This is a genomic window from Pseudomonas sp. QTF5 (assembly GCF_000512695.2).
Taxonomy (GTDB): domain Bacteria; phylum Pseudomonadota; class Gammaproteobacteria; order Pseudomonadales; family Pseudomonadaceae; genus Aquipseudomonas.
This window is the reverse complement of sequence record NZ_AZRW02000055.1, coordinates 1-12,799: the sequence shown is the minus strand read 5'-3', so window position 1 is coordinate 12,799 and position 12,799 is coordinate 1. Positions and strand designations below refer to the sequence as shown.

At 60.0% G+C, this 12,799-nt stretch carries 14 protein-coding genes and 1 pseudogene; 10 read left to right on the top strand and 5 right to left on the bottom strand.

What is annotated here, in order from left to right; genetic code table 11:
* Nucleotides 1-14: 14 nt before the first annotated feature.
* From IC37_RS27115 to IC37_RS31085, 10 genes and pseudogenes are all read left to right on the top strand, one after another.
* Nucleotides 15-680, top strand: a complete 666-nt coding sequence (locus IC37_RS27115; protein WP_030131340.1) for a riboflavin synthase — start codon at nucleotides 15-17, stop codon at nucleotides 678-680.
* A 31-nt stretch (nucleotides 681-711) separates the two neighbouring features.
* Entirely contained in the window at nucleotides 712-1,803 is a 1,092-nt protein-coding gene (gene ribBA, locus IC37_RS27110; RefSeq protein ID WP_007906834.1) for a bifunctional 3,4-dihydroxy-2-butanone-4-phosphate synthase/GTP cyclohydrolase II, read from the top strand.
* Between the two features lie 91 nt (nucleotides 1,804-1,894).
* Nucleotides 1,895-2,371, top strand: a complete 477-nt coding sequence (gene ribE, locus IC37_RS27105) for a 6,7-dimethyl-8-ribityllumazine synthase (protein ID WP_003228649.1) — start codon at nucleotides 1,895-1,897, stop codon at nucleotides 2,369-2,371.
* Nucleotides 2,368-2,868, top strand: coding sequence for a transcription antitermination factor NusB (nusB, locus tag IC37_RS27100; RefSeq protein ID WP_030131339.1), 501 nt, complete (start codon nucleotides 2,368-2,370; stop codon nucleotides 2,866-2,868). Before ribE ends, nusB begins: the two co-directional genes overlap by 4 nt.
* Before the next feature lie 27 nt (nucleotides 2,869-2,895).
* A complete protein-coding gene (gene thiL / locus IC37_RS27095) occupies nucleotides 2,896-3,861 on the top strand; it encodes a thiamine-phosphate kinase (protein ID WP_030131338.1) in 966 nt (321 codons plus the stop codon).
* Nucleotides 3,858-4,361: a phosphatidylglycerophosphatase A gene (locus IC37_RS27090; protein ID WP_030131337.1), complete on the top strand. Its 504-nt coding sequence runs from the start codon at nucleotides 3,858-3,860 to the stop codon at nucleotides 4,359-4,361. Before thiL ends, IC37_RS27090 begins: the two co-directional genes overlap by 4 nt.
* A gap of 23 nt (nucleotides 4,362-4,384) precedes the next feature.
* Complete coding sequence (locus tag IC37_RS27085) at nucleotides 4,385-5,122, top strand: ABC transporter substrate-binding protein (RefSeq protein WP_030131336.1); 738 nt, start codon at nucleotides 4,385-4,387, stop codon at nucleotides 5,120-5,122.
* Between the two features lie 248 nt (nucleotides 5,123-5,370).
* A complete protein-coding gene (ribA, locus tag IC37_RS27080) occupies nucleotides 5,371-5,988 on the top strand; it encodes a GTP cyclohydrolase II (protein ID WP_030131335.1) in 618 nt (205 codons plus the stop codon).
* Nucleotides 5,985-6,404: a hypothetical protein gene (locus tag IC37_RS27075; protein WP_030131334.1), complete on the top strand. Its 420-nt coding sequence runs from the start codon at nucleotides 5,985-5,987 to the stop codon at nucleotides 6,402-6,404. Before ribA ends, IC37_RS27075 begins: the two co-directional genes overlap by 4 nt.
* Nucleotides 6,404-6,574 (top strand): annotated as a pseudogene (locus IC37_RS31085) (cobalamin-binding protein); the annotation flags it as partial. The gene IC37_RS27075 and the pseudogene IC37_RS31085, both read left to right, overlap by 1 nt.
* A gap of 259 nt (nucleotides 6,575-6,833) precedes the next feature.
* Here IC37_RS31085 and dxs read toward each other — a convergent pair.
* The 5 genes from dxs to IC37_RS27045 form a co-directional block, all read right to left on the bottom strand.
* Complete coding sequence (dxs, locus tag IC37_RS27065) at nucleotides 6,834-8,732, bottom strand: 1-deoxy-D-xylulose-5-phosphate synthase (RefSeq protein WP_030131332.1); 1,899 nt, start codon at nucleotides 8,730-8,732, stop codon at nucleotides 6,834-6,836.
* 91 nt (nucleotides 8,733-8,823) lie between these two features.
* Nucleotides 8,824-9,711, bottom strand: a complete 888-nt coding sequence (ispA, locus tag IC37_RS27060; protein WP_030131331.1) for a (2E,6E)-farnesyl diphosphate synthase — start codon at nucleotides 9,709-9,711, stop codon at nucleotides 8,824-8,826.
* On the bottom strand, nucleotides 9,708-9,950 hold the full coding sequence (locus tag IC37_RS27055) for an exodeoxyribonuclease VII small subunit (protein ID WP_007894317.1): 243 nt from the start codon (nucleotides 9,948-9,950) through the stop codon (nucleotides 9,708-9,710). The genes ispA and IC37_RS27055 overlap by 4 nt, the downstream gene beginning before the upstream one ends.
* Before the next feature lie 303 nt (nucleotides 9,951-10,253).
* Complete coding sequence (locus IC37_RS27050) at nucleotides 10,254-11,399, bottom strand: Fic family protein (RefSeq protein ID WP_030131330.1); 1,146 nt, start codon at nucleotides 11,397-11,399, stop codon at nucleotides 10,254-10,256.
* A 456-nt stretch (nucleotides 11,400-11,855) separates the two neighbouring features.
* Entirely contained in the window at nucleotides 11,856-12,602 is a 747-nt protein-coding gene (locus IC37_RS27045; protein WP_030131329.1) for a helix-turn-helix transcriptional regulator, read from the bottom strand.
* Nucleotides 12,603-12,799 lie beyond the last annotated feature (197 nt).

Below are 12,799 nucleotides of genomic sequence, written 5' to 3'. Positions count from 1 at the left end.
TCGAGGAGGACTCCATGTTTACCGGCATCATCGAATCCATCGGCAGTATTCGCGCATTGACCCCAAAAGGCGGAGATGTGCGGGTTTACGTAGAAACCGGCAAGCTCGACCTGAGCGACGTCAAACTGGGCGACAGCATTGCCGTCAACGGCGTGTGCCTGACCGCGGTTGAATTGCCGGGCAATGGCTTTGCGGCGGACGTCAGTCGCGAAACCCTCGACTGCACTGCAATGAATGACCTCAAAAGCGGCAGCCCGGTCAATCTGGAAAAAGCCCTGACCCCGACCACCCGTCTCGGCGGGCATCTGGTCAGCGGCCACGTCGATGGCGTGGGCGAAGTGGTTGCCCGCACCGAAAATGCCCGCGCCGTGGAATTTCGCATCCGTGCCCCGAAGGACCTGGCCAAGTACATCGCCCATAAAGGCTCGATCACCGTCGACGGCACCAGCCTGACCGTGAACGCAGTCGATGGCGCCGAGTTCTTGCTGACCATCATTCCGCACACCCTGAGCGAAACCATCATGGCGTCGTATCAGCCGGGTCGCCGGGTGAACCTGGAAGTCGACTTGCTGGCCCGTTATCTGGAGCGCCTGTTGTTGGGCGATAAGGCCGCAGAGCCTGCAAAGTCCGGCAACATTACCGAAAGCTTTCTGGCCCAAAACGGCTACCTCAAATCCTGAAGCTCAAATTTCGAAAGAAGGGGGGTGCCTTGTGGCGCTCAATAGCATCGAAGAACTGGTTGAAGACATCCGCCAAGGCAAGATGGTCATCCTCATGGATGACGAAGACCGTGAGAACGAAGGCGACCTGATCATGGCCGCCGAGTGCTGCCAGCCTGAGCACATCAACTTCATGGCCAAGCACGCCCGTGGCCTGATCTGCATGCCGATGAGCCGCGAGCGCTGCGAACTGCTCAAGCTGCCGTTGATGGCGCCACGCAACGGTTCCGGTTTCGGCACCAAGTTCACCGTGTCCATCGAAGCCGCCGAAGGCGTGACCACCGGTATCTCCGCGGCCGACCGTGCGCGCACCGTGCAAGCCGCTGCCGCCAAAGACGCCAAGGCTGAAGACATCGTCAGCCCCGGCCACATCTTCCCGCTGATGGCCCAGGCCGGCGGTACGTTGGCCCGCGCCGGTCACACCGAAGCGGCCTGCGACCTGGCGCGCATGGCCGGTTTCGAGCCGAGCGGTGTGATCTGCGAAGTGATGAACGACGACGGCACCATGTCCCGTCGCGCCGAACTCGAAGCGTTTGCCGCCGAACACAACATTAAGATCGGCACCATCGCCGACCTGATTCACTACCGGATGATCCACGAACGTACCGTTCAGCGGATTGCCGAGCAGCCGCTGGACAGCGAATTGGGCCAGTTCAACCTGGTGACCTATCGTGATTCGGTGGAAGGCGACGTGCACATGGCCCTGACCCTGGGCACCGTGTGCGCTGAAGAGCCGACGTTGGTCCGGGTGCACAACATGGACCCGCTGCGTGACCTGTTGATGGTCAAGCAACCGGGCCGCTGGAGCCTGCGCGCCGCCATGGCTGCGGTTGCCGAGGCTGGCAGCGGCGTGGTGCTGTTGCTCGGTCATCCGCTCGATGGCGACGTATTGCTGGCGCATATCCGCGAAACCGCGGATCACAGCGCAGTGAAAAAACCGACCACCTACAGCATCGTCGGTGCCGGTTCGCAGATCCTTCGGGACCTGGGCGTTCGCAAAATGCGCCTGATGAGTGCGCCGATGAAATTTAATGCGATATCCGGTTTCGATCTGGAAGTTGTAGAATACGTGCCCTCCGAATAATGACCGGCAATTTGCGGGCCTGTATTCGCGGTTAACACATCACTGAGGGGCGCGTAGAAAACGCGTCCCGGCTCTTTAAGAGATCTAACGAATGACCCTGAAGACCATCGAAGGTACCTTCATCGCCCCTAAAGGCCGCTACGCTTTGGTAGTGGGCCGTTTCAACAGCTTCGTCGTTGAAAGCCTGGTCAGCGGTGCAGTTGATGCCCTGGTTCGCCATGGCGTGAGCGAAAGCGACATCACCATCATCCGCGCGCCTGGCGCCTTCGAAATCCCGCTGGTTGCGCAGAAAGTCGCTCAGAAGGGCGAGTTCGCTGCAATCATCGCCCTGGGCGCAGTCATTCGTGGCGGTACTCCGCACTTCGAATACGTGGCTGGCGAATGCACCAAGGGCCTGGCCCAGGTGTCCATGGAGTTCGGCGTACCGGTCGCTTTCGGCGTACTGACCGTCGATTCCATCGAACAAGCCATCGAACGTTCCGGCACCAAGGCCGGTAACAAAGGTGCTGAAGCTGCCCTGTCCGCTCTGGAAATGGTCAGCCTGCTGGCGCAGTTGGAGGCCAAGTGATTAGCGACGATAGCGATCGTTTCAACCCGCGCGATCCAAAGCCTGCGGATGCCGGCAAGCCATCGAAAAGCGTCAAGCGTCGCGAAGCCCGTCAGCTCGCGACTCAGGCGCTGTACCAATGGCACATGGCCAAGCAGTCGCTGAACGAGATCGAAGCGCAGTTTCGGGTCGATAACGATTTCAGCGATGTCGACGGCGCCTACTTCCGTGAGATCCTGCATGGGGTTCCGGCTCAGAAGGACCGGATCGACGCCGCACTGGCGCCATGCCTGGACATCACCATCGAAGAGCTGGACCCGGTTGAACTGGCGGTTCTGCGCCTGTCCACCTGGGAGCTGCTCGAGCGCATTGATGTGCCGTACCGCGTTGTGATCAACGAAGGTATCGAACTGGCCAAGGTCTTCGGTTCCACCGACGGCCACAAGTTCGTCAACGGTGTGCTCGACAAGCTGGCCCCGCGTCTGCGTGAAGCTGAAGTGAAGGCGTTCAAGCGCTGATTGGCGCTTGAATACTTTGTCTCAGTCATGGGCGAGTTTGAGCTGATCCGCAATTTCTTCGCCGCCGCGCCTTGTGCGCAGGGCGGCGAAGGCGTTGCTCTGGGGATCGGCGACGACTGCGCCTTGCTGGCTGTTCCCCCCGGGGAGCAGTTGGCGATTTCCACCGACACCCTCGTGGCCGGTGTGCATTTCGCAGACCCCTGCGACCCGTTTCTGCTCGGTCAGCGCTCGCTGGCTGTGGCTGTCAGTGACCTGGCCGCCATGGGCGCCGCTCCCCTTGCCTTTACCCTTGCCCTGACTTTGCCGACGGTGACCACCGTTTGGCTGGAAGCCTTCGCCCGTGGTTTGAACCTCATGGCGCAAAATTGCGGCGTGGCGCTGGTGGGTGGCGATACCACCCGCGGGCCGTTGAGCCTGACCATGACCGTGTTCGGTCGGGTGCCGGCCGGTCTGGCGTTGACCCGCAGCGGCGCACAGCCGGGCGATTTGCTCTGCGTGGGCGGTGAGCTGGGTAACGGCGCGGGCGCATTGCCGCTTGTGCTCGGCCAACGAATGGCTGACGCGGCCATCGCCGATCCGTTGCGGGCTCATTACTGGTCGCCGCAACCGCAGCTGGCTCTGGGCATGGCGTTGCGCGGCAGAGCCACTGCGGCGCTGGACATCTCCGACGGCCTGCTCGCCGATTGCGGGCATATTGCCCTGGCGTCGAAAGTCGGGGTTCAGGTGGAGCGCAGTAAACTGCCGTTGTCGAAGGCGCTGCTGGCTTTCCTCGGTCAGTCCGGCGCTGAGCAAGCCGCCTTGAGCGGCGGTGACGATTACGTGCTGGCCTTCACCTTACCGCCTGCCGAATTGCCATCATTGCTGGCGGACGGCTGGCCGATCCATGTGCTCGGGCAGGTGGTTGCAGGACAGGGCGTGACACTGCTGGATGCCGACGGACACGACATCACCCCGCCAATCCGGGGTTATCAACATTTTCGGGAGTCACCGTGACAGATCATCCCAAACAGGTCCCGGCGGAGTTCGTACCGCCGTCGGTCTGGCGCAATCCGTGGCATTTCCTGGCGTTCGGCTTCGGCTCGGGCACCCTGCCAAAAGCGCCGGGCACCTGGGGTTCGTTAGTGGCGTTACCCTTCATTCCGTTGTGGCAGATGCTGCCCGATTGGGGCTATTGGCTGATGCTTGGCATCACCATGCTGTTCGGCTTCTGGCTGTGTGGCAAGGTCGCCGATGATTTGCGCGTGCACGACCACGAAGGCATCGTCTGGGACGAAATGGTCGGGATGTGGATTACCCTGTGGCTGGTGCCGGAAGGTTGGTATTGGTTGCTGGCGGGGTTCTTGATGTTCCGCTTCTTCGACATCCTCAAGCCCTGGCCGATTCACTGGATCGACCGGCATGTGCACGGTGGTGTCGGGATCATGCTCGACGACGTACTGGCCGGGGTGTTTGCGTGGTTGGCGATGCAAGGGCTGGTGTGGCTTTTCGTCTGATGCGTCAAGTGAGAGAAACGGGGATGGCGCAACGCGGGTTGCTGCTCATGGTTTTCGCGCTATTTTGCTCGTTCGCCCAAGCGGGGGATGCACCGACGACGCCGTCCGTGATTCACCTGGCCAGCGAAGCCTGGGAAGACTTTACCGCCGCCGATGGCCATGGTTTGGGCTGGGACGTGCTGCGCGAAGTGTTCGAGCCGGCGGGCGTCAAACTGGACATTCGAATCGCACCGTATACACGCGCCACGGGCCTTGCACAGCGTGGCGAAGTGGACGCTTGTGTCGGTGCCTATCGGGATGAAGTCAGCGACGTGCTTTATCCGCGCTGGAGTTTCGATACCGATCCGATCTATGCGCTGGGTCTGGCCAGCAATCCGGCGCCGACCCTGCAAACCCTGGGCAATTATCGATTGGCTTGGGTACGCGGCTACAAATTCCAGGCTTATCTGCCCAATGTGCAGCGCTATAACGAAGTCGCGCGGCGGGCCGGAATCCTGTCGATGCTGATCCACAACCGCGTCGACTACTACATCGACGCGCTGGACGACGTCGACTCCATCGTCAGCCAAGCCGAGGCCCCGTCGCAGTTTCGCCGCACGCATATCGTGGATTTGCCACTGTACCTGTGCTTTGCCGATACACCTCGGGCTCGTCAACTGATGGCGCTGTTCGATCAGCGCATGGACGTGCTGGTAAAAAACGGCCAGCTGAAACCGATCTTCGCAAAGTGGAAACAGCCGTACCCGTTTGGCACAGACTGAATACGGTCAATGTGGGAGCGGCGGTGCGGCGATCCGACTTGCTCGCGAAAGCGGTGTGACAGTCACAATGATTTTGAATGTGGAGCCGTCTTCGCGAGCAAGCCCGCTCCCACAGGAGGAAAGTGGTGGCCAAATGATCAAACTTATTGATCGTTATAGCCGATAATTCAGCCTAAGCGTCTGCAGGAACGTGCTGTTACAATGCCGCCTCTGCGAATCTTCAGTACTTATAGATCAGGAGCACACCGGTGCCTGTCGTTTTTGTCGCCGCTTCCAAGCTGCCAACGCCTTTTGCGCAATTCACCATGCATGGCTTTCTCGATGAGGAAAGCGGCCGCGAGCACGTGGTGCTGAGCCTGGGTGAGTTCGCCGACGGTGCTCCGGTACTCGGCCGGTTGCACTCCGAATGCCTGACCGGCGATGCCTTGTTCAGCCAGCGTTGCGACTGCGGTTCGCAACTCGAGGCAGCCTTGCAGGCGATCGCCCGTGAAGGCCGTGGCGTGTTGCTCTACCTGCGTCAGGAAGGTCGCGGCATTGGCCTGTTGAACAAGATCCGCGCCTATGAATTGCAGGACGGCGGCGCCGACACCGTTGAAGCCAACGAGCGTCTGGGTTTCGCTGCCGATCAGCGCGACTACGCCATGTGCCTGCCGATGCTGGAGCACCTGGGCGTGAAGTCCTTGCGTCTGATGACCAACAACCCACGCAAGGTCAAAGCCTTGACCGACATGGGCATTGTGGTTGCCGAGCGCGTGCCGTTGCACACCGGGCACAACCCGCACAACAAACTCTATCTGGCCACCAAGGCCAGCAAGCTCGACCACATGATGGGTAACGAACATCAGGGCGAGGTTGACCGGGCGTGACCCGCGGTCAGGTACGGCGGCGACTCTCCGTCAACTGGTGGCAATACCTGGCGCTGGCCTTGGTGCCGCTGTTCGTGATCAACGGTGTATTCGGCCAAAGCGAGGCGATTCTGCCGGTGTTGGCCATGCCATTGTTCATCGCCGGTGTGGCTTCGATGTTTGTCAGTCTGAAGTTCTTTGGCCGCTACAAGCACGCACTGATCGCCACCCAGAAAGCCCTCGACACCCCTGAAGAACCCAACGCCTGGATCGCCCTGGCCGCGAAACGCCGCACCGCGTTTCTGGCTGCCGGCTTGCCCGCCTGGGTTGGTGCGCTGGCGGTATTCGTTGGGCTTGAAGCTGTGCCGCTGGTGCTGCTGGCGCTGTCGACCACGGTGCTGTTCTACCTCTACCGAATCCCGCGTCAACTCGGCTGATGCGCAGCATCTGGCTGGCGGTGTTGCTGCTGGCCGTCAGCGGCTCGGTGACTGCGGTTGAACGGGTCGTCAGTCTGGCGCCGTCGCTTTCTGAAATCGTCGTTGAACTGAACTCGGCTGACCTGCTGGTCGGTGTGCTGGATGCCGGTGAACGTCCCGCTGAACTTCAGGGGCAATTGCTGCTGGTGACGGATAAAGGCTTGGAGCGGCCGAGTGGGCAGATGATCGAAGCGACTGCCAAGTTATGCCAAGTGATTGCGCCAGAGCGCTGAGAACGAGGTGCACTCATCGCGGGCAAGCCCTAATGCCAGTCAGTTAAGCGCAATCCATGTGGGAGCGGGCTTGCTCGCGAAGACGGCGGCATAGTCAACATTGATGTCGCCTGACACACCGCTTTCGCGAGCAAGCTCGCTCCTACAGGGGAGGGGGTTACAAGGCCAGCAGTTGCAAGCGCTGACGCACCGCTTCTTCGATCCCTGCTTCATCCAGCCCGCATTCAGCCAGCATCTGCGCAGGCTTGGCGTGCTCGACATAAACGTCCGGCAAGCCCAGGTGCAGCACCGACTTGAGGATGTTTTCGCGGGCAAGGAACTCGCTGATCGCGCCACCGGCGCCGCCCATGATGGCGTTCTCTTCGATGGTCACCAACAATTCGTGGCTGCCGGCGATTTCGCGAACCAGTGCTTCGTCGAGCGGTTTGACGAAACGCATGTCGACCACGGTCGCATCCAGCTTCTCGGCGACTTTCAGTGCCTCGGCCAATTGCACGCCGAACACCAGCAGAGCGACTTTGCTGCCCTGACGGCGGACGACACCCTTGCCGATTTCGATCGGTTCGAGGTCTTTCGCGATCGGCGCATTCGGGCCGGTCCCGCGCGGGTAACGCACTGCCGCCGGGCCATCGTACAGGTGGCCGGTGCTGAGCATTTTGCGCAGTTCGTTTTCGTCGCTCGGGGTCATCACCAGCATGCCGGGGATGCAACGCAGGAACGACAGGTCAAAGCTGCCCGCGTGTGTCGGGCCGTCTTCGCCCACCAGACCGGCGCGGTCGATGGCGAACAGCACGTCGAGGTTTTGCACCGCGACGTCATGAATCAGTTGATCGTAAGCGCGTTGCAGGAAGGTCGAATAGATCGCCACCACCGGTTTTGCGCCTTCGCAGGCCATGCCGGCGGCGAGGGTCACGGCGTGTTGTTCGGCAATCGCTACGTCGAAATAACGCTGCGGGAAACGTTCGCTGAAGGCCACCAGATCGGAGCCTTCCTTCATTGCCGGGGTAATCCCGACCAGGCGCGGGTCGGCAGCGGCCATGTCGCACAGCCATTCGCCGAACACACCGGAATACTTCGGTCCACCGGATTTCTTCGGCGCAGCGGCCGGAGCATCCACCGGTTCGAGTTTGGTGATGGCGTGGTAACCGATCGGGTCGACTTCCGCCGGGGCGAAGCCTTTGCCTTTTTTGGTGACCACATGCAGGAACTGCGGGCCTTTCAGATCGCGCATGTTGCGTAGGGTGGCGACCAGGGTCGGCAGGTCGTGGCCATCGATCGGACCGATGTAGTTCCAGCCCAACTCTTCGAACAGCGTGCCGGGGACCAGCATGCCTTTGGCGTATTCTTCGGTGCGACGGGCGATTTCCCAGGCGCCGGGCAGGCGCGACAGGACCTTTTTGCTGCCTTCGCGCATGCTCGCGTAAGTGCGGCTGGAAAGGATTTTCGCCAGATAGTTCGACAGCCCGCCGACGTTGCGCGAGATCGACATGTCGTTGTCGTTGAGGATCACCAGCATGTTGGCGTCCACTTCCGGCGCGTGGTTCAGCGCCTCGAAGGCCATGCCGGCGGTCAATGCGCCATCACCGATCACCGCGATCGCCTTGCGATCACTGTGTTGCAGGCGGGCGGCGATCGCCATGCCCAGCGCTGCGCTGATCGACGTGCTGGAGTGGCCGACACCAAAGGTGTCGTACTCGCTCTCGGAACGACGCGGGAAGGCGGCAACGCCGTCCTTCTGGCGCAGGGTGTTCATGCGTTCGCGACGACCAGTGAGGATTTTGTGCGGGTAGGCCTGATGACCCACGTCCCACACTAGACGGTCGTCCGGGGTGTCGAAGACGTAATGCAGCGCGATGGTCAGCTCGATGACGCCCAGGCCAGCACCGAAATGCCCACCGGTCTGACCGACCGTGTAGAGCAATTCCAGGCGCAATTCATCGGCCAGGGTTTCCAGCTCGGCTTCGCCTAACCGGCGCAGGCCGTCCGGCGTGTTGGCACGGTCGAGCAGGGGCGTGGTCGGGCGCTTGCGGGGAATCTCATGAAACGTCGTGGGCATCAGGCGAATCGTTATAGGTATAAAAGATGCGGCAGTTTACCTGATGCTTCGTCCCCTGCCCACGCGTTGGTCTTTTTTGGCGGATACGCCTTCAGCTGCGCCGATCGACGATGTACCGGGCCAGATCGCGCAATGGCCCGGCCGCCGCGTCAAACGGTCGCAGCGCGTGCAGGGCCTGGTCGCGCAGTTCCAGGGCATAAGCCTTGGCCGCGTCGAGACCGAGCAGGGACGGGTAGGTCGGCTTGTCCCGGGCAATGTCGGCGCCCTGGCGTTTGCCGAGGGTTTCGGTGTCACTTTCGACGTCAAGAATGTCGTCCTGGACCTGAAATGCCAGGCCAATGGCCTGTGCATAACTCTGCAGGGACTTCAGTTCGTCCTTCGCGGCATGACCACTGGCCAGGGCGCCGAGCTTGACGCTGACTTCAATCAGCGCACCGGTTTTGTGCCGATGCATGTATTCAAGGGCTTTTTGATCGAGCTTCAGGCCCACCGAGCCGAGATCGATGGCTTGCCCGCCGACCATGCCCGCCGGGCCTGCCGCCAACGCCAGGGCGCTGACCATCTGCAGACGGGTTTCGGCGTCGCAACTGTTCAAACGCGGGTCGAGCAGGGCGCTAAAGGCCAGACTCTGCAAACCGTCACCGGCGAGGATTGCACAGGCTTCATCGAATTTTTTATGCGTAGTCGGCTGGCCGCGACGCAGATCGTCGTCGTCCATGGCCGGCAAATCATCGTGCACCAGCGAATAGGCGTGGATCAGTTCCACCGCACAAGCCGCGCCGTTGGCCTGCTCAGCCTTGCCGCCCAGCGCTTCGCATGCGGCGTAGGCCAGCAATGGGCGCACGCGTTTGCCACCGTTCATCACGCTGTAGCGCATGGCTTCATAGAGGCGGGCGAGTTCAGGACTCGGCGGGCTGAACAGGGTTTCCAGTGCCGCATTGACGCGGCCCTGACTGGTCGCCGAATACGCCGCAATCATTCTGGCTGATCCGCGTCGAAGGGTTCCTCGGCCAGCTCACCATCACGCTCGAGCAGCACCTGGACCTTCTGCTCGGCCTGAGCCAGCGCCGCCTGGCAATCGCGGGTCAGACCGATGCCCTGCTCGAAAGCGGTCAGCGAGTCTTCCAGTGACAATTCGCCGTTCTCCAGACGCTCCACCAGCGTTTGCAAGTCAGCGAGAGATTGTTCGAAATCCAGTGCAGCTTTTTTGCGGGCCATGGCGGCTATTTCCGGTTGACGTTAAACCGGCGCGACACTAGCAGACATAGGGGTTATGGGCAAATGAGCGGGGTCGTTGGAGTAGCAGTTCCGGGGGTGACAACACACCTTGTGGCGAGGGAGCTTGCTCCCGCTGGGGCGCGAAGCGACCCCAAAACCATACGTCTGCGTTTCTTTCAGACATAGCGCATTCATCGATTTGCGACTGCTTNTGCCGATTTATCGGCATGTTCTCTGCGCGACAGCGCAGCCTCATCGCAGGCTGGGCGGACTCCCTCGCCACAGGAGTGGTATTGATCACGATTAACCCGTTGAGTCATCGGGATCGCAGATTTGATATCGAGTACTGCGCCCGCCGCCGGGCAAGCGTTTAAGGCAGCCCTTTTCCAGCAGTTCGGCCAGATGACGGGTCGCGGTAGCTTTGGAAACCTTTGCCACTGCCTGGTATTGAGCGGCGCTGATGCCATTATCGAAACCTCGTTCCCCGCTATCGAGCAAGCGATTCAGTACTTTGGTCTGCTCGGCCGACAATTCAGATTCCCGATGCGCCTGCCAGAAACGCGCCTTGCCCAGTACCGACTCGATCCGCGTCATGGCCTGCTGCAAACTTCGCAACAAGGTTTGCAGGAACCACTCCAGCCACTCGGTGATATCCAGCGTGGCTTTCTGGCTGGTTTCCAGCACTCGGTAATAGCCGGAACGATCATCCAGAATGCTCGCCGACAGGGCGTAGAAACGGATGGCTTGAGCCTCACCCTGAGCCAGGGCCAGATCAGTGATCGTTCGCGTCAGGCGACCGTTACCATCGTCGAAAGGATGCAACGTCACGAACCAGAAATGCGCGACGCCGGCCCGCAGCAAAGGGTCGAGGCCAACCTGATTTCGGCTGGCTTCAAACCAGATCAGGAAGGTTTCGAGTTGTCGTTCAAGACCAAGGCGAGGCGGTGCTTCGAAGTGAACGGTCGGCTTGTCGAGTCGCCCCGAAACCACTTGCATGGGCTCATCGCCGCGCAGGGTACCGACACGGATCGACCGGGCGGCGAGATTAGTGTCTTGCTCAGGAAACAGCCATTCATGCCAATCCAGCAATCGAACCAATGTCAGTGGCTCAGCGAAATGCCGGGTCGCGTCGAGCATCAATTGCGCAAGGCCCTCACTGCGCGGGCTCACCTTATCGCCATTGACCAGGTCCAACCCCAACCGTCGCGCCAGAGAAGAGCGTACCGAGCCAACATTCAGTTGTTCACCCTCGATAGCGGACGAGGTCACGATGTTCTGCAACAACGCATCCAGTTCGTTTTGCGCGCTCAACGAACGGCCTACCGAACTGGCCATCCCCATCAACCGACCCTGCGCCTGAACGCAGTCGCGCAAAAGTAGCGTCAAGCGCTCGGCTTGCCATTGGAAATTCGGCCAGTCAGGCTGCTGCCAGATCCAGTGAGGTGCCATGGAGTCGGTGCTCTTGGAATGAGTGAGCCGATTAAAAATGCTATTCGGCTCATATAGTGAGCCGAATATGACGCCTATTCGGCTCACCGTCCAGTTGTCGGACAGCATCTCGCCTCACGTGCGGCTGCGACTGAATCGCGCAACATAGGTTGGCCGCAGTTCAATGCGGTCAAAACATATTCAGGATTTATTTTCAGGCATTAAAAAGCCGGCTTGTGGCCGGCTTCTCGGGGACTGGCTTGGTTTATTTTTGGTAAACCGCGCCAGCCTTCAAAAACGTACACCCGGATCTTGCGTCCGGCTGTGGGACTTGGCGAGAAAGTCATCTGCCTTGTCGGTGCGATCTGAGCCTGAAGAAAGGTCGATGCGCAAATGTGGGGCGCAGCATACTGATTTTTTTAAGGAATTCCCAGCTTGGCATGCGTGGTAGGGCGATTGCCCCCTCGCCATGGTTGCTTACAGGAAGGGCACAGACGGCCTGCGTTTATTGAGCGTCGACCACCAGAATACCCATCCCAATACCCTGATGTTTTGCTTGTCGATCTGCTCGGCATTGAAGATCTCATCTGGATATTCGGCTTTGTTATAACTGCGCAACCGCAGTGCATTCCCCGGCATTCGATGCAGGTATTTGATCCGCAACATCCCGTCGTGCTCGATCGCGTAAATCTCCCCATCAATAACCTGAGTAAGCCCGCGGTCGATCGCAAGTGTCGAACCATCTTCAATCTTTTCGGCCATGCTGTTGCCGATCATGTGGGTACAAATGGCGTCGGTGTGATTGATTTCCAGGGAGTCGAGGTGGCTGCGGGGCAGGCGGATGGCTTGGGTGGGGTCTTTGACGACGTGAGTTTTGTTGGAGCCTGGGGCGGTGGCTGTTTCTTTATAGAAGGGCAGCTCGACGTCGATGGACTCGATCACCGTATAGATGCCGCGGATGGCCTGGGCGTCGAAGGTGTTGCCGGACTCGTCGAGCACGCGCAGGCGCGAGGACTCTTTAGGGCCTTCGCCGGTTTTCAGCCAGTCGCTATTTACAGACAGTAGTCTGGCGACCTCTTCCATGCGGTAGGCGGGCACACCGCGGGTGTACCAGTTATGGATGTTTTGCGCTTCCGTGTCGAAGAAAGCGGCAAATCCTGTGGTTGTGATTTTCGCTGCTTCGAGGAGTGCTTTAAACCGTGGGCCGCTAGTGTTCTTTTTCATAAACACGAGTTTACTGGCGCAGGATGGGGGGTTGAATAAACGACCCGTTCAAATTTCGAGGGAAATTTAAGACTGGATGTAAGACTCCTTTTGTAAAAATTAAACAAATAAAAACCCTGGCCAAGAAACTGCAAACGCATTGTTAAAGAGAGTGTCAGATTTTTTGTGTGCGGGCCGGTAACGGCCTGCCGTCAGGC